Origin of the sequence: Acuticoccus yangtzensis, from assembly GCF_001927245.1 — a bacterium.
GTDB classification, from domain to species: Bacteria; Pseudomonadota; Alphaproteobacteria; order Rhizobiales; family Amorphaceae; genus Acuticoccus; species Acuticoccus yangtzensis.
Genome location: NZ_MJUX01000001.1, coordinates 901,810 through 927,485, shown reverse-complemented (window position 1 = coordinate 927,485; position 25,676 = coordinate 901,810). Strand labels below are relative to the sequence as shown.

General features: G+C 68.1%; 18 protein-coding genes. 9 read left to right on the top strand and 9 right to left on the bottom strand.

Annotated features, from left to right (window positions below; all coding sequences use genetic code 11):
* The first annotated feature begins 2 nt into the window (after positions 1–2).
* Both araD and BIX52_RS04070 read left to right on the top strand, forming a co-directional pair.
* A complete protein-coding gene (gene araD, locus BIX52_RS04075) occupies positions 3–692 on the top strand; it encodes an L-ribulose-5-phosphate 4-epimerase AraD (protein WP_075219664.1) in 690 nt (229 codons plus the stop codon).
* A gap of 339 nt (positions 693–1,031) precedes the next feature.
* Positions 1,032–2,597 carry a ribulokinase gene (locus BIX52_RS04070; protein ID WP_075219663.1) on the top strand — a complete coding sequence of 522 codons (1,566 nt, stop codon included), beginning with the start codon at positions 1,032–1,034 and terminating at the stop codon, positions 2,595–2,597.
* 269 nt (positions 2,598–2,866) lie between these two features.
* On the opposite strand, the gene BIX52_RS04065 is transcribed toward BIX52_RS04070, so the two are convergent.
* The 8 genes from BIX52_RS04065 to BIX52_RS04030 all read right to left on the bottom strand — a co-directional run bounded on the left by BIX52_RS04065 (position 2,867) and on the right by BIX52_RS04030 (position 10,972).
* Positions 2,867–3,955 carry a D-TA family PLP-dependent enzyme gene (locus BIX52_RS04065; protein ID WP_075219662.1) on the bottom strand — a complete coding sequence of 363 codons (1,089 nt, stop codon included), beginning with the start codon at positions 3,953–3,955 and terminating at the stop codon, positions 2,867–2,869.
* Complete coding sequence (locus BIX52_RS04060; protein WP_075219661.1) at positions 3,952–5,325, bottom strand: aspartate aminotransferase family protein; 1,374 nt, start codon at positions 5,323–5,325, stop codon at positions 3,952–3,954. The genes BIX52_RS04065 and BIX52_RS04060 overlap by 4 nt, the downstream gene beginning before the upstream one ends.
* A 39-nt stretch (positions 5,326–5,364) precedes the next feature.
* Positions 5,365–6,642 (bottom strand): TRAP transporter large permease, encoded by a 1,278-nt coding sequence (locus BIX52_RS04055; protein ID WP_075219660.1) that lies wholly within the window; start codon positions 6,640–6,642, stop codon positions 5,365–5,367.
* A gap of 49 nt (positions 6,643–6,691) precedes the next feature.
* On the bottom strand, positions 6,692–7,231 hold the full coding sequence (locus tag BIX52_RS04050) for a TRAP transporter small permease (protein WP_075219659.1): 540 nt from the start codon (positions 7,229–7,231) through the stop codon (positions 6,692–6,694).
* A gap of 117 nt (positions 7,232–7,348) precedes the next feature.
* On the bottom strand, positions 7,349–8,434 hold the full coding sequence (locus BIX52_RS04045; RefSeq protein ID WP_075219658.1) for a DctP family TRAP transporter solute-binding subunit: 1,086 nt from the start codon (positions 8,432–8,434) through the stop codon (positions 7,349–7,351).
* 166 nt (positions 8,435–8,600) lie between these two features.
* On the bottom strand, positions 8,601–9,380 hold the full coding sequence (locus BIX52_RS04040; RefSeq protein WP_075219657.1) for a creatininase family protein: 780 nt from the start codon (positions 9,378–9,380) through the stop codon (positions 8,601–8,603).
* Positions 9,381–9,384: 4 nt separating this feature from the next.
* The gene (locus BIX52_RS04035; RefSeq protein WP_075219656.1) at positions 9,385–10,521 is read right to left on the bottom strand and encodes an amidohydrolase/deacetylase family metallohydrolase; all 1,137 of its coding nucleotides are present in this window, start codon (positions 10,519–10,521) and stop codon (positions 9,385–9,387) included.
* Positions 10,522–10,606: 85 nt separating this feature from the next.
* Positions 10,607–10,972: a RidA family protein gene (locus BIX52_RS04030; protein WP_075219655.1), complete on the bottom strand. Its 366-nt coding sequence runs from the start codon at positions 10,970–10,972 to the stop codon at positions 10,607–10,609.
* Positions 10,973–11,388: 416 nt separating this feature from the next.
* Here BIX52_RS04030 and BIX52_RS04025 point away from each other — a divergent pair, with 416 nt between their 5' ends.
* The 7 genes from BIX52_RS04025 to BIX52_RS24015 all read left to right on the top strand — a co-directional run bounded on the left by BIX52_RS04025 (position 11,389) and on the right by BIX52_RS24015 (position 19,331).
* On the top strand, positions 11,389–12,252 hold the full coding sequence (locus BIX52_RS04025; protein ID WP_075220158.1) for an SIS domain-containing protein: 864 nt from the start codon (positions 11,389–11,391) through the stop codon (positions 12,250–12,252).
* A gap of 29 nt (positions 12,253–12,281) precedes the next feature.
* The gene (locus BIX52_RS04020; RefSeq protein ID WP_075219654.1) at positions 12,282–12,785 is read left to right on the top strand and encodes a TRAP transporter small permease; all 504 of its coding nucleotides are present in this window, start codon (positions 12,282–12,284) and stop codon (positions 12,783–12,785) included.
* A 3-nt stretch (positions 12,786–12,788) separates the two neighbouring features.
* Positions 12,789–14,069, top strand: coding sequence for a TRAP transporter large permease (locus tag BIX52_RS04015; RefSeq protein ID WP_075219653.1), 1,281 nt, complete (start codon positions 12,789–12,791; stop codon positions 14,067–14,069).
* A gap of 32 nt (positions 14,070–14,101) precedes the next feature.
* Entirely contained in the window at positions 14,102–15,166 is a 1,065-nt protein-coding gene (locus BIX52_RS04010) for a TRAP transporter substrate-binding protein (RefSeq protein WP_075219652.1), read from the top strand.
* A 77-nt stretch (positions 15,167–15,243) separates the two neighbouring features.
* Positions 15,244–16,173: an N-carbamoyl-D-amino-acid hydrolase gene (locus BIX52_RS04005; RefSeq protein ID WP_075219651.1), complete on the top strand. Its 930-nt coding sequence runs from the start codon at positions 15,244–15,246 to the stop codon at positions 16,171–16,173.
* Between the two features lie 163 nt (positions 16,174–16,336).
* Positions 16,337–18,013 carry a formate--tetrahydrofolate ligase gene (locus BIX52_RS04000; RefSeq protein ID WP_075219650.1) on the top strand — a complete coding sequence of 559 codons (1,677 nt, stop codon included), beginning with the start codon at positions 16,337–16,339 and terminating at the stop codon, positions 18,011–18,013.
* 55 nt (positions 18,014–18,068) lie between these two features.
* Positions 18,069–19,331 carry a gamma-glutamylcyclotransferase gene (locus BIX52_RS24015; protein WP_205647687.1) on the top strand — a complete coding sequence of 421 codons (1,263 nt, stop codon included), beginning with the start codon at positions 18,069–18,071 and terminating at the stop codon, positions 19,329–19,331.
* On the opposite strand, the gene BIX52_RS03990 is transcribed toward BIX52_RS24015, so the two are convergent.
* Positions 19,321–25,194 (bottom strand): beta strand repeat-containing protein, encoded by a 5,874-nt coding sequence (locus BIX52_RS03990; RefSeq protein WP_075219649.1) that lies wholly within the window; start codon positions 25,192–25,194, stop codon positions 19,321–19,323. The two genes, BIX52_RS24015 and BIX52_RS03990, sit on opposite strands and share 11 nt — an antisense overlap.
* Between the last annotated feature and the right edge of the window lie 482 nt (positions 25,195–25,676).

The window sequence follows — 25,676 nt, the reverse complement described above, 5'->3', positions numbered from 1 at the left end:
CGATGACACTTGATGCGCTGAAAGAGAGGGTGCGGGCCGCCAACGTCGAAACGGTGGCGCGCGGCCTCGTGATCTCCACCTTCGGCAACGTCAGCGGTGCCGACCGCGCGGCCGGACGCATCGCCATCAAGCCGAGCGGCGTGCCCTATGATGCGCTGACCGCCGAGCAGATCGTCCTCACCACCATGGACGGTGTGCCGCAGGACAACCGCTTCAAGCCGTCCTCCGACCTTGCCACCCATGTGGTGCTCTACGGCGCCTTCGAGGGGATCGGCGGCGTCGTCCACACCCATTCCACCTACGCCACCATCTTCGCCCAGGCCGGCCGGCCCATCCCCTGCCTCGGCACCACCCATGCCGACTATTTTCGCGGCCCCGTGCCCGTCACCCGGGCGCTGCGGCCGGACGAGACGGGTGCCGACTACGTCGCCGCCACCGGCCGCGTCATCGTCGAGGCGTTCGCCGGGCGCGACCCCGGCGAGGTGCCCGCCGCTCTGGTGCAGGGCCACGGGCCCTTCGTCTGGGGCGAGACGCCAGAGGCCGCGGTGGAGAACGCCTTCCTGCTCGAAGAGATCGCCCGCATGGCCTACCTCACTTTGACGCTCGCCCCCGCCGCCCCCGCCATCACCGACCACCTGCGCGACCGCCATTACCTGCGCAAGCACGGCGCCGCCGCCACCTATGGCCAGTAGCCGCACGATGCGCGGGCAGGGCAGGGACGGCCAGGTCAGGGATGGGCAGGTCAAGGACGGGCGCGCCGCGTCTCGGGCCAATGCGCACTGGTCCTGCGGCGACCGGCACGGCGGCGACCGGCATGGCAGCGACCTGCCTGGGGGCGGCGTCCACGGCAGTGACCGGCCTGGCGCCGGACTCCACGGCAGCGATCGGCGCGGCCGCGACCCGCACGGCGCCGACCGGCATGGCCGCGACCTCCACGGCGCGGACCTGCACCGGGGCGAACGGCGCGGCCATGGCCGGCGCCGCGGGGAACGGCGCGGCCATGGCCGGCGCCGCGGGGAAGGGCGCTGACGATGGCCATCGTCGCAGGCGTCGACTTCGGCACCCTCTCGGTGCGCGTCACCCTCATGGAAACCGGCGGCGAGCACCTCTCCACCGCCATCGCCTCCTACCCCCTCCACACCGACCCCGCCGACCCGTTCCGCGCCACCCAGTCCCACGCCGACCATATGGCCGCGCTCGCCACCGCCGCGCGCACCGCCGTCACCGATGCCGGGATCGACGGGCGCTCCGTCGCCGCCATCGCCTGCGACACCACCGGCTCCAGCGTCCTCCCCGTGGACGAGGACCTTCAACCCGTCGGCGACTACTACCTCTGGTGCGACCACCGCGCCCACCGCGAGGCGGCCGAGATCACCGCCGCCTTCCGCGCCGCAGGTCACGAGGCGATCGACTGGTGCGGCGGCGTCTACTCCCACGAATGGGGCTACGCCAAGCTCCTCCACGCCCTGCGCCATGCGCCTGACGCCTCCCGCATCGCCTCCGCCGTCGAGCATTGCGACATGGTCGCCGCAACGCTCGCCGGTGTGAAGCGCCCGCAAGACGTCGTGCGCTCCGCCTGCGCTATGGGCCACAAGTGGATGTGGAACCCCAAATGGGGCGGCCTCCCGCCACAGGAGATCCTCGCCGGCATCGACCCGCTCTTGGCCGGCATCAACGACCGCCTCGCCGGTCCCGTCGCCACATCCGACCGCCTCGCCGGCCACCTCAGCGCCGAATGGGCCGACAAACTGGGCCTCGCGGAGGGCATCCCCATCCCCGTCGGCGCCTTTGATGCGCACTGGGACGCCATCGGCTCCGGCTGCCGCCTCGGCGATATCGTCAACGTGGTGGGCACCTCCACCTGCATCATCGCCGTGGGGCCGCCGGACCTCGGCACCATCGCCGGGCTCTGCGGCCTCGTCCCCGGTAGCGTCGACCCGGCCCTGATGGGCGTCGAGGCCGGCCAGTCCGCCACCGGCGACGTGTTCGACGCCATCGCCCGCCGCGCCGGTGTGCCCATCGCCGAACTCTCGGCCGGGCTGGACGCCATGCGCCCCGGCTCCACCGGCCTCCTGCGCGTCCCCTGGGACAACGGCGACCGCACCGTTCTCGTGCGCCCCGACCTCGGCGGCCTCACCCTCGGCTGGACGCTGGGCTCCACCGCCGCCGACGAGCTCTTCGCCGCCATCGAAGGCATGGCGCTGCACGTGCGCATCATCATCGAGCGGATGGTGGAGGGCGGCGTTCCGGCCGAGCGGATCATCAACGCCGGCGGCATCCCCCAGCGCAGCGACGTCCTGAACCAAGTCTACGCCAACGCCCTCGGGCGCGATATCCTGGTGCCGACGGCCTCGCCCGTGGGCGTCGGTTCCTGCGTCTTCGCAGGTCTCGCCGCCGGCGCCTTCGCCACCATCGCCGAAGGCCAGGCCGCGCTCTGCCCGCCCATGCGCACCTTCACGCCGGACCCCACCGCCGCCCCGGCCTACGCCGACCTCTTCGCCCTGTTCCGCGATGTCTATTTCGCGTTCGGCGAAGGCCGTGCCGCCGACTTGGGGCGGGTGCTGCCGGAACTCCATCGGATCAGAGCGCGGGCCTGAGGCGGCGCCACCCGTCCTCACTTGCGCAGTCGTCCCCGCGGCAGCGCCCCGCGAGGGCGTTCCCCCCTCGCGCTCCCCCCGGTTCGCCACCGGGCAGGGGTCAGATCGGGCTGAAGAAGCCCGAGCTGACACCCTGCATCAAGCCTGTGAAGAGACGAGACGGCGTCAAGCGACCGTCCTCCCCGTGCTCGCCCGCTGAAGAAGCGGACTGCGCGCGGGTCCGGGCGATCACTTGACCCCGCCTCATCTCTTCGGAAAAAAGCGCCCGATCAGGCCATCAACCCGCGCGCCGCGACCGGGACGAGCGCGCTCACCTTGTCGCCGTCCATCAGATGCACCGCGTCGAACAGGTTCGAGATCACGCACACGTGGTTCGGGATGACGCGTACCCGCTCGCCGATCTTCGGCGGGACGGGGCAGGCCGACACGTCCACCACCGCATGCTCCTCGCTGAGCGAGGTGATGACCGCCTCCGGATATTCCACCAGATGGCCGTGGCCCGGCACCGGGGCGAGGTCGGCCGCCAGACCCTTCGAGCCGGCGTCCAGCACAACGCGGCCGGGGACCGGCGCGCTCACCACCGTCAGGAGAACGGTAAGCGCGCAGTCCTCCAGCGTGCCGTGGCCGAACGCCACCTGCATCCTGTCCGAATAGATGTAGGTGCCGGGGCGGTGCTCCGTCGCGTGGGTCACGTCCGCCGCGCTGTAGAAGTTCGGCGATCCGCCGTTGGAAACCCGGCGCGGCGGACACCCCGCCGCCGTCAACGCCGCGATCGCCTCGCCGAAGAAGGCGTTGATCTCCCCCGCCTTGTCCCGCGGCGGATAGGTGAAGAGACCCTCGAACGTCAGCCCCGGCGCTCCCTCGATCTGCCGCGCCAGATCCACCAGCGCCTCCACCGAGGTCACCCCGCATCTGAGCGCCCCCGTGTCCACCTCCACCACCACGGGGAGGGGATTGGCGGGGTCGGTGAAGCGCGCCGCATAACCCGCCACGGTGATCTCGCTGTCGGCGCCGACGGCGATGGTGATCGCCTCGTGCAGCGCCGCCAGACGGTCGAGCTTCGCCGCGCCCAGGATGTTGTAGGGGATGAAGATGTCGCGGATCCCCGCGTCCGCCATCACCTCCGCCTCGCCGAGCTTCTGGCAGGTGATGCCGACCGCGCCGAGGTCCACCTGCCGCTGCGCCCAGAGCGGCAACTTATGCGTCTTGATGTGCGGCCTCAGCGCCAGCCCGTGCGCATCCGCATAGGCCTGCGCGCGGGCAAGGTTGGCCTCCACCTTCGCCGTGTCGATGAGGACGGCGGGCGTATCGATCTCGGCCAGCGTGGCGGGAGGCGGTGTCGCGGCGCGCGTGCTCATAGGTCCGGCTCGTCCTTCAGGCGGGCGAGGGCGGATTTGAACGCCGCCAGCGTGTGCGCCATGTCGTCCGCCGTGTGCACCGCGCTGACGAGACCGCCCGGCCAGCCGGACAGGTCCACCCCGTTCAGCATCATCGCCATGCGCAAGCGGTCGACCAGCGGTCCAGGTGCCGCCTTCAGCTCCATGAACGGCACCGCGAAAGGGTTGAAGTTCACCGGGTCGATGGCGCGCTTCTGGGTGTTGAGGAAGATCTGGAAGCCCGAGAAGGTGCCATAGCAGGCCCACGGCGTTCCGGTCTCGGCGAAGAGGTGGTTGAGCCGGTCCCGCAGCTCCGCCGTGTAGGCGTTCGCCGTCTCGCACGCGCCGGACGTCTTGATGATGTCGAGCGCCGCGATCCCCGCCGCCGCCGACACCGGATTGGCGTTGAAGGTGCCGGGGTGGCCGATCTTCTCGAACCCTTTTTCGGCCGCCGCGTCGAAGTCGAGCCGCTCCAGGATGTCCGCCCGGCCGCCGACGCAGCCGCCCGGCAGCCCGCCCGCCACGATCTTCGCCATCGTCGTCAGGTCGGGCGTGATGCCGTAGGCCTCCTGCGCGCCGCCGGGGGCGCAGCGGAAGCCTGAAATCACCTCGTCGAAGATGAGGAGCGTGCCGGTGGCCTCCGTCGCCTCGCGCAGCGCCGCCAGCACACCGTCCGCGATCGGCACACGGCCGAACGAGGCGCCCGTCGGCTCGATGATCACCGCCGCGATGTCGCCCGCCGCCAGCGCCGCGCGGGCGCCCTCGATGTCGTTCGGCTGCACCAGGACCACGTCCGCGGCGATCGACGGGAGCACGCCCGCCGTCGCGGACCCGTCGAAGTGGCTGTTGTAGCCGGACGTCATGTGGTCGTGCCAGCCGTGGAAATAGGACGCGAAGCGCAGGAGTTTGGTGCGGCCGGTGAAGGCTCGCGCCAGCCGCAGCGCCAGAAGCGTCGCCTCGGTGCCGGAGGAGGTGAAGCGCACCCGCTCGGCCGACGGCACCATGTCGATCACCGCGCGGCCCCACTCGTACTCGCGCGTGGTGGAGGCGGCGAATTGCGTCCCGTCGTCCAGCGCCGCCTTGATCGCCGCCGTCACCCGCGGGTGGCAATGGCCCAGCAGCAGCGCCCCGTGGCCGCCGAAATAGTCGACATATTCGTTGCCGTCGATGTCCCACTTCCGGCCGGCTTTGCCCTGGTCGACCGTGACCGGGTAGGGCGACATGCGCCGCGCATCGTGCGTGATGCCGGACGGGAACACGCTCCGCGCGGCCGCCGCCTGCTCGGCCGACCGCCGCGTGCGGTCGCGAAATTCGGCGATGATGGTGGAATTCGTCGGGGCGTCGAGCGCCATGGGGTGACTCCTGAATGGCCGGATCCGCCGGCCGCAAAGTTAGTCGAAGAGGCCGGGGATGAAGAGCACGAAGGCCGGCCACAGCGACACGATCGCAATCACCGCGAGGTGGCTGAGATAGAACGGCAGCGAGGTCAGGATCGCACGCTCATAAGGCACACCCGCGATCTGCGAGGCGGTCATCAGCGTCATCCCCACCGGCGGCGTGATGTTGGCGACGTTCAGCGTGATGATCATCACGATGGCGAAGTGCAGCGGATCGAAGCCGAGCTGCACCATCGCCGGAACCAGCACCGGCGCCACCACCACCAGCGCCGGCAACACGTCCAGCACCGTGCCGAGCAGGATGAGGAGGACGTTGACGAGCCCGATCTGCACCATCCAGTTGTCGGAGATGGAGGTGATGATGGACGCCGCGTCCCGCGCCAGGCCCGAGCGGGTGACGAACCAGCCGAGCACCGTCGACGAGGCGAGCAGGAAGAAGACGACGCCCGAGAACCGCACCGTCGCCACCAGGCAGTCCCACACCTTGCGAACGGTCAGCGTCCGGTAGACGAGGAAGCCGAGGATCAGCGTGTACATCGCCGCGAAGGCCGAGGCCTCGGTGATGGTGGTGAGCCCGCCCAGGATGCCGCCGAGGATGATCACCGGCACCAGAAGCGCCGGGATCGTCGGCACGAAGGCCCGCGCGGCGGCGCGCAGATTGGTGTCGCCGTGGCGCGGGAATTTATAGAGCCACGCCATCACGAAGGAGGCGACGAGGAGCGACGCCGTCATCAGGATGCCGGGCGCAATGCCCGCCGCGAAGAGGTCCAGCACCGACACGTTCTGCAAAATGGAGGCATAGACCACCATGATGACCGACGGCGGGATGATCGGCCCGATGATCGACGAGCACGCGGTGACGGCGGCGGCATAGGCGGGCGTATAGCCCTCGCGCTTCATGGCGGGGATGATGATCTTGCCGATCGCCACCGTGTCGGTGATCGCCGCGCCGGTGAGGCCGGAGAAGAACAGCGACACGACGATGTTGACGTGGCTGAGCGCGCCGCGGATGCGCCCCAGCAGCGCGTTGTTGAAGGCGATCAGGCGCTCCGTCAGCCCCGCCTGGTTCATCAGCTCGGACGTGAAGATGAAGTAGGGGATGGCCATCAACAGATAGCCCGAGACGCCCGAAAACATGCGCTCGGCGATGATCTGCACGAATCTGAGGCCGCCCAGCTCCCAGCTTCCGGCGAGGCCCGACAGCGTCATGAGGAGCGCGATGGGCGTGCCGATCAGAAGCAGCACGGCGAAGACGACGATGGCCGATGTCATGACAGAGTCCGGAGCGGGGAGGGGGCGGGGCGGCGGCGCGTCGGCGCGGTCACGGGCGGTTGTCCTTCTCGCCCGCCGCCAGCTCGCGCGCTTCGTCCATCGGGCTTTCTTCGATGAGGAGGTTGGCGCCGAGCAGCACGTGCGCCATCAGCACCGCGCCGGTCACCGGAAGGCAGGCGGTGACGAACTTCGCCGGCACCTGGATCGCGTCGGACACCATGTAGATGTCGCTGGAGCGCATGAAGAAGCGCCAGCCGTACCAGATGAGAAGCCCCGCAAAGAGCGCCACCAGCGCTGTGTTGACCCAGTGCAGCAGCGTCACCGCGGGCTTGGGCAGGACGCCGATGATCGCCGTCATGGCGATGTGCTCGCCGTGCCAGAAGGCGACGGTGAGCGACAGGAGGCCGAGCCACGGGATGAAGAGCCGCGCCAGCGAATAGGTCCAGGACAGCGCGTCCCCGGTCAGGATCATGTAGAAGAAGCCGGAGAAGGAGATCCCCAGCATCGCCAGGATGAAAAGGACGCAGAGCGCGGTGATGGTCTGGTTCAACCCGGCCGACAGGCGGCTGCGCGAGAAGGTGGGCGCCATGGTGAGGTCCCCGGAGAGGCGAGCGGGGCGTGACCCCCGGAACACCGGCCACCCGCGCGGGGCGGGCGGCCGGAAGGTGCGGAAAGGGGCAGGGCGCGGCGCCCCGCCCGGCGGCCTTTACTGGCCGTACTTTTCCATGTCCGTCGCGGCGACGGAGGTGGTGAGGTCGGCCACCGTGGCGAACATCTCCTCGACCAGCGAGGCGTCGACACCGAAGTCGTCGACGATCCAGGTCTGCCAGGCCGGGCGGGCGATCTCGGCCATCGCCGTGCGCTCGGTCTCCGGCAGAACGTAGCACTCCTTGAACTCTTCGCAGGAGACGTTCCACCCCTCGATCGCCGCAAGCGCGGAGATGCCGTGCGCCAGTTCGATGGCTTCGCGCGCGGAGGTGATGACGGCTTCCTTGTACTCGTCCGGCAGGGACTGGTAGAACTCTTCCGAAATCAGCCAGGACTGCGAATTGTACACGTGGCCTGACAGGGTCGTGTAGTCGTTCACTTCCCACAGCTTCCAGTTCTTCGACACGCCCGGTGCGTTGAACTGCCCGTCCGCGAGGCCGGTGGAAAGCGCGGTGATCACCTCGCCCCACGGCAGTGGCGTCGCCGAGGCGCCGAGCGCCTTCATCGTCGCCACGTGCGCCGGGTTCTCCTCGACGCGGATCTTCATCCCCTCGAGGTCGGCCACCGTCTTGATCGGCTTGCCGTTGTTGGTGAAGGCCACGAAGCCGCCGCCATCGTCGAACGTGCCGAGATAGCGAAGACCCGAGGACTCGATCGTGCCCTTCATGAAGTTGGCGAACCATTCGCCGTCGAAGAAGGCGTGGGCGACCTCGTAGTTCGGGAACAGGAAGGGCGCCGTAATGACCTGATATTCCGGGTAGAACGAGCTCATCGCCCCCGAGGAGATGACGGTCGACTGAAGCAGCATGCCGTCCTGCGCCTGCTTGGCGGTCTCCACCTCCGAGCCGAGCTGACCGGCGCCGAAGATCTCCACTTCGACCTCGCCCTTGGTCTTCGATTCCACCAGGCTCTTGAAGTGGACGAGCGCGGGCTGAACCTCGTTGCTCATCTCTTCCGGCAGGAGGTGGGCGATGGCGAGCGTGAACTCCTGGGCGCTGGCGGCGCCGGGGAATGCCAGCCCGGCGGCCAGGGCCATGGCCGAAGCCGTGTGACGCAGCCGGACAGTGTCAGCCCAAATCTTCATGGTTTCCTCGGGGGTTAGTGGCCTGCGGCGCGCCGTTGCAGTGGTTTTAGGCAAGAAGAGCGCCTGATATTTTTCAGGTTCGCAGACTTCTCCATCGCGAATCAAGAGGGAGAATGCCCGTCCTTCTCGCGGATGATGCGCGAAGGGTGGGCGCCGCGATCAGAATTTACTCAACGTGTTCTTTGGGTTGCGCGGCGAAAAGAGTGTCGACGACAGAGGTCAACGCATCGACCACCACACCCGTGATGCGCTCACCGTGGTCCGGGGAGGCCAGCGCCGGCGTCCCCAGCACCCCGGTGCCGCCCGTCATCTCGGCCATCGTGCGCACCAGCACCGCCGGAGAGCCGCGCAAGAGGTCGCCCTCCGCCCACGGGAAGGTCGCCGCGTCGCCGCGTTCGGGGATCCTGTCGCCGCGCACCTCGCCCGGCGCCGCGCACATCACCACCGACGTCTCGAACTCGCACGCATGGCCGACCGAGCCGGGGCCACCCAGGTTGATCGGCAACAGACCCTCCGCCGCCAGCCGCCACCACGTCGCAACGACGATGCGGCAGGCCGGGAAGGCGAGGCCCAGCCGCTCGCCGATCACCCCCGCCGCGGCGATGTTCCCGCCGTGGCTGTTCAGGATGACGAGGTTGCGGAAGCCGTGCCTGAGCGCCGACCCCGCCAGCTCGCACACATAGTCGATGAAGACGGCGTGGCTCACGGTCAGCGTGCCGCCGAGGTCCATGTGATGCTCCGAGCATCCCACCTTGACCTGCGGCAGCACCACCACGCCGTCCGGCCGCGCCGCCTCCAGCGCCTGAAGGAAGTGGGCGCCGATGATGGAATCGGTCCCGCTCGCCAGATGCGGCCCGTGCTGCTCCACGGCGGCCACGGACAAGACGAGCGGAACGTTGCGGTCGAGCGCGTTCAGCTCCGGCGCCGTCATGCGCTCCCAGTACATGCGCTCAGGACCCGTGCCACCAACGCCCGCCGAGCACCACGCCCGCGGCCTTCAGCTTCTGCGTTCCGGTCTCTACCACGCCCTGCACGTCGGCGAGCGGGAAGGAGCCCTCCTCCAGCGTCAGGATCGACGCATCGCCCACGTTACCGGGGCCGAAATGGCCGAGCTCCGGCCGCTGCAGCGCCTTCGCCGGCACCACCGTGGACCGCTCGATCACCTCCGCCAGCGGCATCCCCAGCGCCAGGAACTTCGACATGGTGACGAGCTGGTCATAGGCCGGGCCGTCGATGCAGAAGGCGTGGACGTCCGACGAGATGGTGTCGGGCGGGAAGCCCGCCGCCATCATCGCCTTCGCCGTCTTCCACGAGAACGACCCCATGCCGTGGCCGATGTCGAAATAGACGCCGCGGTCGCGCGCGGCCAAAATCTCGGGCTTCACGTTGCCCTTGCCGTCCACCGGGGCGTTGGGGAAGGGGCGGAAACAGTGGGTGAGAACGTCGCCCTCGCGCAGCATGGAGACGACCGCCTCGTAGGACGGGGGCGGCTCGTCGATGTGGCACATCACCGGCAGTCCGGTCTCCTGCGCCACGTCCAGCGCGACGATCAGCGGGTCGATGCCGGACGGGCCGGACGCATGCCGCCCGATGCGCACCTTCACGCCGATGATGACGTCCCGGTTCGCCTCGATCACCTCCACCGCGAGGCGCGGCGCCATCAGCCGCCAATCATGGCTCTCGCCCACCATCAGCGCCGTGTGGAAGCCGTAGATGCCCGCGAAGGACACGTGGAGATAGGCCAGGATCCGCGGTTCCGCCGGCTCGATCACGTGCTTGCGGAAGCCCGGCCAGTTGCCGGGGCCCGCCGAGCCGGTGTCGATCATCGTCGTCACCGCGCTGTCTTGCGCGAACATCGTCGGGTCCACGCCGAGCGACGTGCCGCCCCAATAGACGTGCGTGTGCAGGTCGATGATGCCGGGGGTGACGATCTTGCCCGTGACGTCGCGCACCTCGGCGCCGGCGGTGTCGAGGCCATCGCCGATCGCCGTGACCACGCCGCCTTCGAAGGCGACGTCGGCGATCTTATCGAGGCCTTGGGACGGGTCGATCACCCGCCCGCCCTTCAGGACGAGGTCCGCGCTCATAATGGATCCTGTTGCGCGGCCTGGCGCGCGATGTCGGGGGAAGGGGGAGGCGGGCGGCGCACCGTCCGCCGGGATGGCCTGCCGCTCAGCGCGGCTTGTAGGCGATCGCGTCGATCTCGACCTTGATGTCGATCATCAGGCGGCATTCCTGCGTCGTGCGGGCCGGCGGCTCGGACGGGAAATATTCCGCATAGGCCTTGTTGAAGGCGCCGAAGTCGCGCGCGTCCTCCAGCAGCACCGTCGTCTTGACGATGTCCTTCATCTCCGCGCCCGCCAGCGCCAGCGCGGCCTTGATGTTGTCCAGCACCTGGCGCGTCTGCACGCCGACGGTGCTGCCGACGATCTCACCGTCCGCGCCCACCGGCACCTGACCGGACACATAAATGAAATCGCCCGCGCGCACGGCCGGGGACAGCGGGACTGCGGCGGCGCCGAAGCATTCTTTCGCCACGGAAGAGACTCCTTGTGAAATGGGTCAGCGGGCGCACGAACTCGCGGCCTTCACCGCCACATCGGCGGCCGGAAAAGGCGGGGCGTGCGCTGGTGCCCGTTCAGTCGACAGGTTCACCTCAGCCTAAAATCAGTCCCGCATGATCCGCAAGCCAGGCAATGTAAGTTTCCTGCATCTGGTCAAATTTTGACCCCGTTGGCTAAGGTTTGGACGAAAGTCGATCAATTCTTTATGTTGCAAACTGACATTTACGGCGTCACCCTCGCGTCTTCTGGCTGCGACACACCCGGTGACGCGGCCGCCATGCCGCGACACAGCGCCGCGGAGCAGTCAACGTGCCCGTACGCCGGACACGCCGCCGCCCGCGCAAGCTGAAAGGAGCCGGACGAGACGTGGACGGAGCACGCACGATCGACATGGTGGACCGCCTGCGCCGGCTCTCTCTGGAGGGAAGCCCGGCCGAGAAGCGGCTCGCCGAGATCGTCCTCGGCGATGCCCACGCCGCCTCGCTCGCCCCCATCAACGAGCTCGCCGCGCGCGCCGGCGTGTCCGAACCCACCGTCACCCGCTTCTGCCGCGCGCTGGAGTGTGAAGGCCTGCGCGACTTCAAGCTGCGCCTCGCCCAGGTCATCGCCATCGGCGGCTTCACCATGTTTCCCGAGCCCGTCTCGCGCAGCCCGCACGACGAGGAGATCATCACCTCCGTGCGCGACGGGGCCATCGCCGCCATCGAACGCGCCGCCGCCTCGCTCGACATGAACACCGTCGCGGCCGCCGCCCGTGCCATCGCCGCCGCCCGCCAGGTGGTCACCTTCGGGTCCGGCGGCGTCTCCTCGCTCGGCGCGGTGGAGCTGCAGAACCGGCTGTTCCGCTTCTCCATTCCCGTCACCGCCCATACAGACGGGCAGATGCAGCGCATGGTCGCCGCCGTCGCCGGGGAGGCCACGGTCGCCATCTCCCTCTCGGCATCCGGCTCGGCCCACTCGGTCGTCGAAGCCACCAAGATCGCCCGGCTCTACGGCGCCACCACCATCGCCATCACCGATCCCGCCTCCCAGCTCGCCCGTGAGGCGGAGATCGTCCTCGGCTTCTCCGTCCCCGGCGACGGGCAGGTGATCAAGCCGTCGGCCGCCCGCTACGCCCTCCTCACGGTGGTCGACGTGCTCGCCACCTCCGTCGCCGAAGCCATCGGCCCCGACGTGCTGGAGGGCCTGCGTCGCATCCGCCGCAGCCTGTCCGCGCTCGGCATGTCCAACTGCCACCGCCCCATCGGCGACTGACCGCCGCCACCCCAGGAAACACCGCGCCTATGAGAGAATTCGCCGGACTCGCCAGTCACCGCCTCAATCAGGTCGTGGAGGCCGTCGTCGTCCTCCTGATGGCGCTCCTCGTCCTCGACGTGTGGGTCGGTGTGATGGACCGCTACATGTTCCGCTGGCAGCTCCCCTGGCCCGAAATCATGGCGCGCTACCTGATGATCTGGATGGCGCTGCTCGCCATCTCCTGCGGCATCGCCCGGCGCGAGCATATCGGCCTGTCCATCGTCATCGACCGGCTGCCGGTGGTCCTGCGCCGCGGCGCGCTCGTCCTGTGCGACGTGCTCGCCATCGGCCTCTTCCTCTACGTCCTCTATTACGGCATCGGCTTCGCCATGGGCGGCGCCACCCGCCGCGCGATGATCTTCGGCATGTCCATGGCGCCGGCCTTCGCCGCCGTCCCCGCCGCCGCCGCCCTCTGCGCCCTCCAGCTCGGCCTGTGCATGGTGCGCGACGGCGGTTCCCAATCCATCATCGACCAGGGCGGGGAAGTCTAAGCCATGCTCGTCGGCGCCATCTTCCTCGTCCTCCTCCTCATCGGCATGCCGATCGGATTCACGATCGGCCTCGCGGGCCTCGCCGGACTCGTCTCCATGGGCGGCGAGCGCTTCCTCGCCACCGGCGTCTCCAAGCTCTTCGCCGGGCTCGACTCCTTCCCCTTCCTCGCCATGCCCTTCTTCATCCTGGCGGGCGAGATCATGAACCACATCGGCATCACGCAGCAGTTGATGCGCTTCGCCCACGTCCTCGTCGGCCACTTCCGCGGCGGCCTCGCCCACGCCAACATGATCGCCTCGGTGTTCTTCGCCGGCCTCACGGGCGCGGCCACCGCCGACGCCGCCGCCTTCGGCAAGACGCTCGTCCCCGCCATGGTCGCCCAGGGCTACCGGCGCGACTATGCGTGCGCGGTCACCGCGGCGGGGTCCATCATCGGCCCCACCATCCCGCCGTCCGGCCTCATGGTGGTCTACGGCTCGCTGCTCGGCGTCTCCATCGGTGGGCTGTTCGCCGCCGGCATCCTGCCCGGCCTCTTCATCTGCGCCGTGTGCATGGGCATCATCGCCCTGGGCGCCAAGCGCAACAAACTGCCCGATCCCGAGCCGCGCGCCCCGCTGAAGGTCGTCGCCAAGACCTTCGCCAAGTCCTTCGCCGCGCTCTTGATGCCGGTGATCATCCTCGGCGGCATCCTCGGCGGCGTAGTCACCCCCACCGAGGCGGCGTCCGTCGCCGTCGCCTACGCCTTCTTCCTCGGCGTCGTCGTCTACCGCAATCTCGGCGCGCGCGACCTCTACGCGATGCTCCTGTCCACCGCGCGCATCACCGGCGTGATCTTTGTCATCATCGCCTTCGCCTCCATGCTCGGCTGGTGGATGAGCTTCGAGCGCGTGCCCCAGGCCATCGCCCAGGCGGTCTTCGCGATCTCTGAGAACAAGTGGGTGATCATCCTCCTCATCGTCGCCGTGCTCCTGCTCGTCGGTATGGTGATGGACATCACCGCCATCCTTATCATCCTCGCCCCGGTGCTGGTGCCTCTCGCCACCGCCATCGGCCTCGAACCGATCCATTCCGGCATCATCTTCGTCCTCGCCCTCAACATCTCGCTGATGACACCGCCCGTCGGCGCCTGCCTCTTCGTCCTCTCGTCCGTCACCGGCGAGAGGCTGGAGGCGATCGCCATGAAGCTGTGGCCCTTCCTCATCGCCGAGATCGGCGTCCTCCTCCTCTTCGCCTACTGGGACGGCCTCGCCCTCCTGGTTCCGCGTCTCCTCGGCTTCCTGTGAGCCACTTGTCCCACCACACAAGGAAACACCCCATGGCCTCTCTCTTCCCCCGTCTTCTCACCGGCGCCGCCGTCATTGCCATGGTGGCGGGCGCCGCCCCCGCCGCCTTCGCCCAGAGCGCGCAGATCCGCATCGCCCACGACAACAACCCGGACCCTTACGACAATCCGGCCCACGCCTGCGCCGCGGTGCTGAAGAACATCATCGAGACCGACAGCAACGGCGACGTGGCGGTCGAGATCTACCCCAACGCCTCCATCGGCACGGCGACCGAGGCGGTGCAGATGGTGCGTGACGGGATCATCGAGATCAGCCTGTCCTCCACCGGCGCGATGGCGCCCTACTACCCGAACATCGACGTTCTGAACCTGCCCTTCGCCTTCGCCGACAACGGCGCCACCTACGAGGTGTTCGACGGCAAGTTCGGCGCCGCGCTCGCCGCCGACATGGAAGCGACGCTGGGCGACGTGAAGATCCTCGGCTTCCCGGACACCGGCGGCTTCTTCGCCGTCACCAACTCGGTGCACGAGATCGCCACGCTGGACGATTTCAAGGACGTGCGCGTGCGCACCATGACCGTGCCGTCCCACCAGGCGATCATGAACGCGCTCGGCGCGGAGGCCTATCCGCTCGCCTGGGGCGAAGTCTATTCGGCGCTGCAGACCGGCGTCATCGAAGGTCAGATGAACCCGATCCCCATCATCTCCTTCTCCAACTTCCAGGAAGTCCAGGGCTTCATGACCCTGACCAACCACCTCTTCTCGCCCTACACGCTCGTCATGAACAAGGACGTCTATGACAGCCTGTCGGACGAGAACAAGAACATCGTCCAGTACGCCACGCAGGCGTGCGTGTCCGCCTCGCGCGGCCTGTCGCGCATCATCGAGGCGTCGGACCGCGGCATCGCCGGCCTCTCCAAGGGCATGAAGATCACCGCCCTGTCGCCCGAAGACCGCGTGAAGATGCGCGAAGTCACCCAGGCCGCGTTCGACAAGCATGTCGACGAGAACCTGTCCGAAGAGGGCCAGGCCCTGGTCGCGCTCTTCAAGGAAGAGGTCGCCAAGGCCAACGCGTCGGTCTTCATGTCCGGCGAATAATCGCCAGCAGATACCATCCGAGGCCGTCCGCCCCCTCGGCGGGCGGCCACTCGATCCCGCCTTCAGGACCCGCGCTCATGTCACGCCCTCTCACCGTCGCCGCCGCCCAGCTCGGCCCCATCGCCAAGGACGAGCCGCGCGCCTCCGCCGTCGCCCGCATGGTGGCGATGATGGAGAAGGCCTCCGCCCGCGGCGCCGCGCTCGTCGTCTTCCCCGAGCTTGCCCTCACCACCTTCTTCCCGCGCTGGTTCATGGCCGACCAGCCCTCCGTCGACGCCTGGTTCGAGGCCGAGATGCCGTCCGCGGACACCGCGCCCTTGTTCGACGCCGCCCGCCGCCTCGGCATCGCCTTCCACCTCGGCTATGCGGAGATCGACGGGCCGCACCGCTACAACACCGCGATCCTCGTCGGCCCGGACGGCGCGATCCTGTCCAAATACCGCAAGGTGCACCTGCCGGGGCACTGGGACGACGAGCCGTGGCGCCCCTTCCAGCACCTCGAAAAGCGCTACTTCGAGCGCGGCAATCTCGGCTTCCCGGTGGTGGACGCGCTCGGCGGGCGCATCGGCATGTGCATCTGCAACGACCGCCGCTGGCCCGAAACCTGGCGCCTCATGGGCCTTCAGGACGCCGAACTCGTCTGCCTCGGCTACAACACGCCGCAGCACTATCCGAACGCCCCCGGCCACGACCGGCTGCAGGACTTCCACAACCACCTCTCCATGCAGGCCGGCGCCTACCAGAACGGCACCTACGTCATCGGCGCCGCCAAGGCGGGGCTGGAGGAGGGGTGCGAACTCATCGGCGGGTCGGCCATCATCGCCCCCACCGGCGAGATCATCGCGCTCGCCACCACACGCGGCGACGAGGTGGTCGTCGCCGACATCGACTTCGACACCTGTCGCGAGATCCGCAAGAACATCTTCGACTTCGCCCAGCACCGCCAGCCGGACCTCTACGGCGCTCTGGTGGATCCCGCGGGCGGCGCCATCCGCAAGGCCGTCTGAGCCTCGGGCGCACGGCTTTGGCACCGCGCGGCCTTTTCCTCAGCGCATTCCTGGGTTGTTGCACAATCTTTCGACTTCAGCCGCCCGGTGCCTGCATCCGCAGCGCGATCTGTGCCATCACAGAACGCGACGACAGGAACCACCGAGGACGTACCGAGACCGAATGGCCGTCAAAACCGATATCGAGATTGCCCGCGCCGCCCATAAGCGCCCCATCATGGAGATCGGCGGCGCGCTCGGCATCCCGCCCGAAGGCCTCATTCCCTACGGCCACGACAAGGCGAAGATCACCGCCGCCACCATCGACAGCCTGGCGGACCGGCCGGACGGCAAGCTGATCCTCGTCACCGCGATCAACCCGACACCGGCCGGGGAGGGCAAGACCACCACCACCGTCGGCCTCGGCGACGGGCTGAACCGCATCGGCAAGCGCGCCATCACCTGCATCCGCGAGGCCTCGCTCGGCCCCAATTTCGGCTTGAAGGGCGGGGCGGCGGGCGGCGGCTACGCCCAGGTGGTGCCGATGGAGGACATGAACCTCCACTTCACCGGCGACTTCCACGCCATCGGCGCCGCCCACAACCTCCTCGCCGCGATGATCGACAACCACGTCTACTGGGGCAACGCCCTCGGCATCGACGTGCGCCGCGTCACCTGGCGCCGCGTGGTGGACATGAACGACCGCGCATTGCGCACCGTCACCGCCGGTCTCGGCGGCCCCGCCAACGGCTTCCCGCGCGAGACCGGGTTCGACATCACCGTCGCCTCCGAGGTGATGGCGATCCTCTGCCTCGCCTCCGACATCGCCGACCTGGAGCGCCGGCTCGGCGACATGATCGTCGCCTACACGCGCGACAAGACGCCCGTCACCTGCCGCGACCTGAAGGCCGACGGGGCGATGGCCGTGCTCCTGAAGGACGCCATCCTTCCCAACCTGGTGCAGACGCTGGAGAACAACCCGGCGCTGGTCCACGGCGGGCCCTTCGCCAACATCGCCCACGGCTGCAACTCCGTCATCGCCACCCGCACCGCGCTGAAGCTCGCTGATTTCGTCGTCACCGAGGCCGGCTTCGGCGCCGACCTCGGCGCGCAAAAATTCTTCGACATCAAGTGCCGCAAGGCGGGCCTGTCGCCGGACGCCGCGGTGGTCGTCGCCACCGTGCGCGCGCTGAAGATGAACGGCGGCGTCGCCAAGGACGACCTCGGCGCCGAGAACGTCGCCGCCGTCACCGCCGGCTGCGCCAACCTCGCCCGCCATGTGGAGAACGTCGCCGGTTACGGCGTGCCCGTGGTGGTCGCCATCAACCACTTCACCGGCGACACCGAGGCCGAGATCGCCGCCGTGCGCGAGGCGGTCGCGGCGATGGGCGTGGAGGCGATCGTCTGCCGCCACTGGGCCGAGGGGAGCGCCGGCATCACCGAGCTGGCCGAAACCGTGGCGCGCCTCGCGACCTCCGGCGGCGCCGACTTCCGCCCGCTCTATCCCGACGATCTGCCGCTGTGGGAGAAGATCGAGGCGACGGCCACCCGCATCTACCGCGCCGGCGAGGTGACGGCGCCCGCCTCCGTGCGCGCCCAGCTCGCCGATTGGGAGGCCGCGGGGCACGGCGGCCTGCCGATCTGCGTGGCGAAGACGCAATATTCCTTCAGCGCCGATCCCACCTTGCGCGGCGCGCCGACCGGCCACAGCCTCCCCGTGCGCGAGGTGCGGCTATCCGCTGGTGCGGGTTTCGTCGTGGCCATCTGCGGTGACATCATGACGATGCCGGGCCTTCCGGCCGCGCCTGCCGCCGAGCGCATCCGTCTTGGGCCGGGGGGCGAGGTCGAGGGGCTGTTTTGACCGCCCGCACCGTCGCGGCCCGGCGCTGTTCCGACACCGGTCCAAGGAGGCCGCGATGACGAAGGCTGAACGGCACCCCGCCGCCGCGCCGGATGATGAGGACGCCGCAGCGCGGTCCGGCGAAGACGCCTCCGCTGTGCCGGATGGCGAGATCGCCGCGCCGGTCGACGAAGACGCCGCCGGCGTGCCGGACGACGATGTCGCCGCGCCGGTCGGCGAAGAAGCCACCGCTGCGCCGGACAACGCGGACTCCTCCACCGTGCCGGACGGCGTGACCGCCGCCGCCACGCCGAATGGCGACGACGCCGCACCGGTCGACGAAGACGCCGCCGCCGTGCCGGATGGCGAGGACGCCGCCGCTGCGCCGTATGGCGAGGACGCCTCCGCTGCGCCGGACGGCGCGGACGCCTCCGCTGTGTCTGATGGCGAGCACGCCTCCGCTGTGTCTGATGGCGAGCACGCCTCCGCGACGGGGGCGGCCGGGCGTCGCCCCGCGGATGCTCCAGCGGCGGCCGCGCTGGCACCGGAGACCGCCGCCGAGGCCGAGGACGGCCTCACCTCACCGGGCCACGAGGAGGCGCCGGGGCAAAGCAAGGCCGAGCGCGCAGGGGCACGGCGCCTTAAGCGCATGGCGCTGACGCCGGACCTCGTCGCTCGCACGGTGCGCGAGATGCCCGACCTCGGCCCCGAAGAGGGATGGACCGCGCTGTCGGAGGAGGAGCTCGACGCGCTGGCGGCGGATTGGACCGCGCAATCCGGCACCGATCCGCTATGGGTCTTCGCCTACGGATCGCTGATCTGGAAGCCCGATTTCGAGGCGATCGGCCACCAGCGCGCGACCGCCTACGGCTGGCACCGCTCCTTCTGCATGACCATGCGGCGCTGGCGCGGCTCGCCCGACACGCCGGGCCTGATGATGGCGCTGGAGCGCGGCGGCCGCTGCGACGGTGTGATCTACCGCATGCCCGACGACGACCGCTTCGCCCAGGTCCGCCGCATGCTCCGCCGCGAGGTGCGCTTCCACCAGAACGTGTCGATGGTCCGGTGGATCAAGGTTCACGCCGAGGAGGGGCCGCTGCGTGTCCTGGTCTTCTGGGCCGGGCCGACGGGGCCGCGCATCCAGAGCCGCCTCCCGTTGGAGGAGGTGGCTCCGATCCTCGCCCGCGCCTGCGGCCCCGTGGGCTCATGCGCCGAATATCTCTTCAACACGGTTTCGCACCTCGAGGCCTTCGGCATCCACGACCGCAATCTGTGGCGATTGCAGGCGCTGGTGGCGGCAGAGATTGCCGCCGCCGACCCCTCTGCCTCTACGCGATAAACACTAAGTTATCGACGCTATAGAAACCCGTATTCGTGACGCCATAACCGCTCTGTCCTCCAGCTGTCACTGTGATGTCGAGCTGATCGATTTCATCAGTTGGGAAATTATGAAGCATCATAGAATTTGTTGTATTGACGGTTTCGCTAAATACAAGGTGGCCATCCTCAAGGCCGTTTACGGTGAGTTCTGTTCCTCCGAGATTGGTCCGGTTTTGACTGTAATCCAGGCCAAATTCTGCAGAAACAAATTGAAATTTTTCTCCGTCGGCTCGCTTGATAGTTGTGTATTTGAAGCCGAACCCGTTATACGCTTCACTGTCGTAATCCGGCCAGTTGTTGCTGGTGTAGTAACCTAAGAGTGGAGTGCTATCGGTATAATAGCTGCCAGAAAACGAGAACTTGAAGCCATCCCTAGTGGGGGCCTGGTTTGTTATGTTTTGCCCGTCATCGAAGTCGAACGTGACGATCGTTTCCGGGTCGTTCACCGGCGCGAACGCGATATCGAACGCATCTCCCGACGATCCGCCCTCGTCGTCGGCGATCTCGTAGGACACCGTCGTCGTCTCGTCGAAATTCGCGGTCGGCGTGAACGTGATCTCACCGAACTTCAGGATGTGGTTCATCCGGTCCAGCGCGCTCATGCTGTTCGCGGTGTGCGTGGTCAGCGTGACCGTGCCGTTGCCGTCGTCGGCCACATCCCAGCCGGCTGCGCCCTGAGTTGAATTGATGCTCAGCGACACGTCCGCCGGGTCCATCGTGAAGGTCAGCGACATGCTGGCGTCGTCCGCCGCATCCGGGTCCGCCACGACCAGCGCATTCGACCCGCTGAAGACGTCCTTCAGCACGATCGGCGTGTCCTCTGTCCCTTGGATGTCCGTGATCGCGAGCTCTGGCGCGTCGTTCACCGGCGTCACGTCGAGCGCGAAGCTGCCGCTGGTCTCCTCCGTCCCGTCCGAGACCGTGTAGCCCACCGCCACGGTGCCGTTCAGATCCGCCGCGGGGGTGAAGATCAGCCCGCCGTTACCGGTGATGATCGCGTTGATGTGGTCGAGTCCGGTCCGGTTCACCGTGCCGGTCGAGGTGATGGTGAAAGTGCCGGCCGCCTCGTCCATGGTGACGGTGCTGGTCGCCATGTTCACGTGGGTCGGATTGACCGAGAAGGTGCCGCTTCCCGGTGCGATCTTGAACGTGACCGTGGCCATGTCGCCGAGCCGGTCGTCCACGTCCGAGAAGGACCAGGTGAGGTTTTGCGTCCCGGTCCAAACGCGCGTCGCCGCCGTCAGGCCGATCGGCGTGTCCTCGGCGGTGGTGAAATCCTGCACGCGGTTGAAGACCGGCGCATCGTTGGTGCCGGTGATGGTCAGCTCCACCGACGTCGTGACATCCCACGGATGCACCCCGTCGCTGGCGTTCATGGTGTAGGTGAAGGTCACCGTCTCGCCCGCGGCGAGATAGTCGAAAGTCTCGGTACCCGAGGTGAAGCTCCAATCGGCCGTGTCGGAATAGACCGCCGGGTAGACCGTGGCATCGAGGTCGCCCTCCAGCCACGGTGTGGTCACCTCGAACATCGCCGTGATCGCCTGATCCGTCAGCGTGCCGCGGTTGCCGCTGACGCCCGTCACCGCGCCGGTGATGGTCAGGCTGTCGGACAGATCCCGGTCGCCGACGGCGATGCTGCCGAAGCTGGTGAGGGGGCCATCCGCCTCCTGGAGCGCCACAGGGATGGGGCCCTTGTCGATCCATTTCGGCAGGTCGTTCGCCCCGTCGATCGTGATCGAAAGGACGTGATCGACTGTGGCGCCGGCCGAATCCGTCAGCTCGACGACATAGTCGAGTGTGACCTCCTCGTCGGCGGACAGATAGTCGAACCGCTCCTGATATCCGACGCCGCGGCTGTCGAAGCTCCACACGAGGTTGCCGGTCTCGCCGTCCGCCGCCATCGCACCGCCGTTGACGGTGAGAAAGGTGAGGAGCTGGGCGGTGGTGACGGAGATCCCGCCATCCGTCCCGCTGGTGGAGACGGATTTCACCCGTGCGGTGACCGTATCGTCGGGGTCGACGTCGGTCACCGTGAGGGAGCCGCTCACCGAAAGGGTCGCGGAATTCTCCTCGTCGATGGTGGTGCCGTCGAGGTCGCCGAGCGCCACCGAGACAACGGGAAGATCGTTCACCGCATCGACGACGAGGTCGATGGTGCCGCTGTCGGTGCCGCCTTCGCCGTCGGTGACGGTGTAGGCGATGCTGGCGGTTCCGTACCAGTCGGCCGCCGGGGTGGCGACGATGGCGCCGTTCTGGAGAAGGTTGTTCAGCCGGGCGAGCGCGTCCGCATAATGGAACGCGATGGTGAGCGCGCCCGGCTCGTCGGTCGCGGTTAAGGCGGCCGGACCATTCACCGGATTGGTGAGCTGCAGCGTCGCGATTTCGGCGGTGTCGTAGGTGAATTTGATCGTGTAGGCGGTGTCGCCCCCGCCGTCCGGGTCGGCGATGAGGAGCTTGCGGATTTGCCCGTCGTCCATCCGGGCCCCGAACGCCGTCTGGAGGCGGATCGACGTGTCTTCCTCGGTGCCGATGGCGCGCACGTTCGTCAGCACCGGCGCATCGTTGGTGCCGGTGATGTCGATGGAGACGCGGCGGGTGACGGTGTCGATGCCGTCGCTGAAGGTGAAGGTGGCCTTGAGCGGGAGGACGGCGCCTTCGGGGAGGGCGTCGAAGGTGCCGGCGGGGGCCTTGAAGGTCCAGGCGACGTTGTCGGTGGCCGTCGGGGTGCCGGGCACGGTGTCCGGAACCTCGAAGAGGGTGGCGAGCGCCTCGGCGTTGAACACGTCGGCGAAGGCGGGGTCGAGGATCTCGACCTCGGTCATGGCCACGGCGATGGTGGTGCCGAGATCCACGTCGGTGACGGTGAAGGTGCCGCCCGTCTCGAGGGCGCCGTCACCCTCGACGAGGTCGATCTCGCGGATGGCGTAACGCACCACCGGCTTGTCGTTGGTGCCGGTGATGTCGATGGAGACGCGGCGGGTGACGGTGTCGATGCCGTCGCTGAAGGTGAAGGTGGCCTTGAGCGGGAGGACGGCGCCCTCGGGGAGGGCGTCGAAGGTGCCGGCGGGGGCCTTGAAGGTCCAGGCGACGTTGTCGGTGGCCGTGGCGACGCCGGGCACGGTGTCCGGAACCTCGAAGAGGGTGGCGAGCGCCTCGGCGTCGAACACGTCGGCGAAGGCGGGGTCGAGGATCTCGACCTCGGTCATGGTCACGGCGATGGTGGTGCCGAGGTCCACGTCGGTGACGGTGAAGGTGCCGCCCGTCTCGAGAGCGCCGTCACCCTCGACGAGGTCGATCTCGCGGATGGCGTAACGCACCACCGGCTTGTCGTTGGTGCCCTCGATGCCGATCGTCACGGTGCGGGTGCGCGGCAGGCTGTTGCCGTCCGTGAACGTGAACGGGGCGTGGATCGTCAGCGTCATGCCGTCGGCGAGCGCGTCGAAGGTGCCGTTCGGGGCGGTGAAGGACCAGGTGGCGTTCTTCACGGCGCCGGGGTCGGCGGGGAGTGTCGCGTCGAAGGCGAAGAGGCCCAGGATGTCGGCCGGATCGAAGGCCGCGACAGCTGCCGGATCTCCGGACAGCGTCACCCCGGCGAGGGCCATCGTCACCGTGTCGGAAAGGTCGGCGTCGGTGACGGTGAAGGCACCCTCGGCGAAGAGCGGGCCGTCCTCGGAGAGCGCCGTATGGCCGGGAGAGGCGCGGTAGACGGCAGGCCCGTCGTTGGCGCCTGTGACCGTGATCGACACGGGGAGGGCGGCGGTCGCCCCTTCACGGTCCTCCACCTCGACCATGTAGGTGAGAGTCACGCTCTCGCCGACGGCGAGGAAGTCGAAGCTGCTGCCCCCGGTGAATTCCCAGTCGAGATTTTGGCCGGTGTTCGGGGTGATGGGGTCGGCCGTGACCTCGAAGAGGCCGAGAAGCGCCGTCTCGGTGAGATCGGCCGGAACACGTTGGCCGGATGCGGCGGCGAGCGTCACACCCGTCACGCGCGCTTCGAGCACGTCGCCGAGGTCGACGTCGCCGGCGGACAGGGTGCCGGCGGCCGACGCGGCGTCTTCGGAAACGCTCTCCGCGGCGCTGTCGTCCGCCGCGACGCTGAGCGTCGGGGCGTCGTTCGTGCCGGTGACGGTGATCAGCATGCTGCGGGGCACGGTGGTGTGCCCGTCGCTGAAGGCCCAGCCGACGCGGATCGGCAGGGAGGCGCCTTCGGGCAGCATGTCGAAGGTGCCGGGGGGCGCGGTGAAGGTCCAGGTGAAGAGGTTGCCCGCCGCAGGGTCGGCGTCGATCACGGCGGGGAAGGTGAACATCTCCGCCAGCGCGCCCCGGTCGAACCGCGGAGCAAGCGCCAGATCGGCGATGAAGAGGTTGGTGAGGCCGATCGTGACGTTATCGCTGAGGTCGAGGTCGACGACTCTGAACGTGCCGGTCGCCGTCAACGGCCCGTCGCCTTCCTCGACGGTGACGGGGCCGGTCAGATTGGCAACGCGCGGCGCATCGTTCGTGCCGTTGATCGTCAGCGTGACGTCGGCGGTGTCCTCGAACCCCTGATCGTCGGCGATGGTGTAGGTGAGCGTCACCGTCGCCGTCTCGTCGACCGCGAGATAGTCGTAGGCGGTGCCGAGATCGACCTCCAGGCGGCGCCCGTCGCCGGAGACGGCCACGGTGGCATCGCCCGCGAGGGTGCTCGTCACGCCGGTGATGGTCAGCGCCGCATTGTCGTCCGCCAGATTGGCGAGATCGCCGAGGAGGTCACGATCGTTGGCGAGAACGTCGATGGTGAAGACGTCGTTCTCGTTCGCCTCCGCCGTGTCGTCCTCGGCGACGACGGGCGCGACGATGGCGACGCGCTCGAAATCGTACAGCGTGCCGGCGAGGCCGGAACCCGCCGAGAAGGTGTGCATGTTGGTCGACGCGCTGTTGGCGACCGCCTGCATCGCGCGGATCTCTCCGCGCACGTCCTCGTCCTCGGCCTCGTCCTTCGTGAGGACGAAGCGCACGGTGTCCGTCCCGCCGCCGGCATAGACCGTGTTGGTCGCGCCTTGGGACTGCGTCCAGTCGATGATGAAGGTGTCGTCACCCTCGCCGAGCGAGACGGTGTTCGTGCCGCCGCCAACCTGCACCGTGTCGTTGCCGCCGTTCACGTGGACGATATCGTCGCCCGAGCCGGTGAAGACGGTGTCCTCGTGGTTGCCGCCGGTGACGGAATTGTCGCCGTCCCCCGCGTCGACCCAGTTGCGCCCGTCGTTGGCGTGGATCGTGTCGTTGCCGGCGCCGGTCGTGATGGTATCGTCGCCGTTGCCGCCGGTGACGGTGTTGTTGCCGCCGCCCGCGTCCACCTGGTTCGTGCCGTTGTTGGCGTGGATCACGTCGTTGCGGCTCGACCCCGAAAGGCTGTCGTCCCCCTCGGTTCCGATGGTCACGAGCGGGTCGGTCTGCGGCGCACCGGGGGTCGCAGGGTCGTCGAGATCGGTGAAGTCGAAGGTGAAGGCCGACGGATCGAACGGGCCGTTGATGTTGAAGCCGAGGGTGATGGTGTCGCCCGGCTTCAGGACCGGTACGCCGTGTCCGCCGGTCTCGATCGCGAAACCGTTGCCGGCGTTGGGCTGCTGCGGCAAGCCGCCATTATAGCCGCTCAGCCACGCATTGGAGATGGTCCCGCCGCCGGTATAGGTCGGAACGATGGAGAAGAGCGACACGGTTCCGCCGGGAATGTCGGCCGGGACGGTGAAGGTGATTTCAATGGTCCCGCCGGTGTTGTTCCACCAGGGGTTCGTATATTTGACAGAAAAGGGGCTTGTTCCGCCGACGCCGAAAATTGACATGGGAACCTCGTGGCGGTGCTGCCGCAGAAAATTTGGAAAGGCGCACCAAAAGATTAAAAGAGATGAAGAATAACAGGCCGGGGAAGCGTCAAACGCGCGAACCCCAGGAAATTGTTATTTTACTTCACCTCTCCCGATCTCGACGAGGTTTCGATCCAGCAATTTTCGACACTCGAACGGGCATACATAAAAACGCAGTTCCTTCAAATCGGCAGGAAACCGGCCCGGTACCTTTAAAGCCGTTGCGGATCACCGCGACGGACACGGAAAAGCACCAGGGAAACATGCATAGCGCTAACAATCTATCGGTGTAGGGTCAACCCGGATTCCCCACAATTTGACCCAACTTCATGCGGTTGATCGTTGGGATTGATGCGATTCAGCGCGGTTTTCGAGGCTATTCTTGCAAATTCGTTAAGAGTGCGGCGCACGCAAAGGTTCAGTTCGCCACATTTCAGCCCCGAACGGCAGCGCCTTCAAAC

Coding starts and splice junctions, on each gene's coding strand:
- araD (WP_075219664.1), top strand. CDS start 3: ATGACACTTGATGCGCTGAAAGAGAGGGTGCGGGCCGCCAACGTCGAA.
- BIX52_RS04070 (WP_075219663.1), top strand. CDS start 1,032: ATGGCCATCGTCGCAGGCGTCGACTTCGGCACCCTCTCGGTGCGCGTC.
- BIX52_RS04065 (WP_075219662.1), bottom strand. CDS start 3,955: ATGAGCACGCGCGCCGCGACACCGCCTCCCGCCACGCTGGCCGAGATC.
- BIX52_RS04060 (WP_075219661.1), bottom strand. CDS start 5,325: ATGGCGCTCGACGCCCCGACGAATTCCACCATCATCGCCGAATTTCGC.
- BIX52_RS04055 (WP_075219660.1), bottom strand. CDS start 6,642: ATGACATCGGCCATCGTCGTCTTCGCCGTGCTGCTTCTGATCGGCACG.
- BIX52_RS04050 (WP_075219659.1), bottom strand. CDS start 7,231: ATGGCGCCCACCTTCTCGCGCAGCCGCCTGTCGGCCGGGTTGAACCAG.
- BIX52_RS04045 (WP_075219658.1), bottom strand. CDS start 8,434: ATGAAGATTTGGGCTGACACTGTCCGGCTGCGTCACACGGCTTCGGCC.
- BIX52_RS04040 (WP_075219657.1), bottom strand. CDS start 9,380: ATGTACTGGGAGCGCATGACGGCGCCGGAGCTGAACGCGCTCGACCGC.
- BIX52_RS04035 (WP_075219656.1), bottom strand. CDS start 10,521: ATGAGCGCGGACCTCGTCCTGAAGGGCGGGCGGGTGATCGACCCGTCC.
- BIX52_RS04025 (WP_075220158.1), top strand. CDS start 11,389: ATGGTGGACCGCCTGCGCCGGCTCTCTCTGGAGGGAAGCCCGGCCGAG.
- BIX52_RS04020 (WP_075219654.1), top strand. CDS start 12,282: ATGAGAGAATTCGCCGGACTCGCCAGTCACCGCCTCAATCAGGTCGTG.
- BIX52_RS04015 (WP_075219653.1), top strand. CDS start 12,789: ATGCTCGTCGGCGCCATCTTCCTCGTCCTCCTCCTCATCGGCATGCCG.
- BIX52_RS04010 (WP_075219652.1), top strand. CDS start 14,102: ATGGCCTCTCTCTTCCCCCGTCTTCTCACCGGCGCCGCCGTCATTGCC.
- BIX52_RS04005 (WP_075219651.1), top strand. CDS start 15,244: ATGTCACGCCCTCTCACCGTCGCCGCCGCCCAGCTCGGCCCCATCGCC.
- BIX52_RS04000 (WP_075219650.1), top strand. CDS start 16,337: ATGGCCGTCAAAACCGATATCGAGATTGCCCGCGCCGCCCATAAGCGC.
- BIX52_RS24015 (WP_205647687.1), top strand. CDS start 18,069: ATGACGAAGGCTGAACGGCACCCCGCCGCCGCGCCGGATGATGAGGAC.
- BIX52_RS03990 (WP_075219649.1), bottom strand. CDS start 25,194: ATGTCAATTTTCGGCGTCGGCGGAACAAGCCCCTTTTCTGTCAAATAT.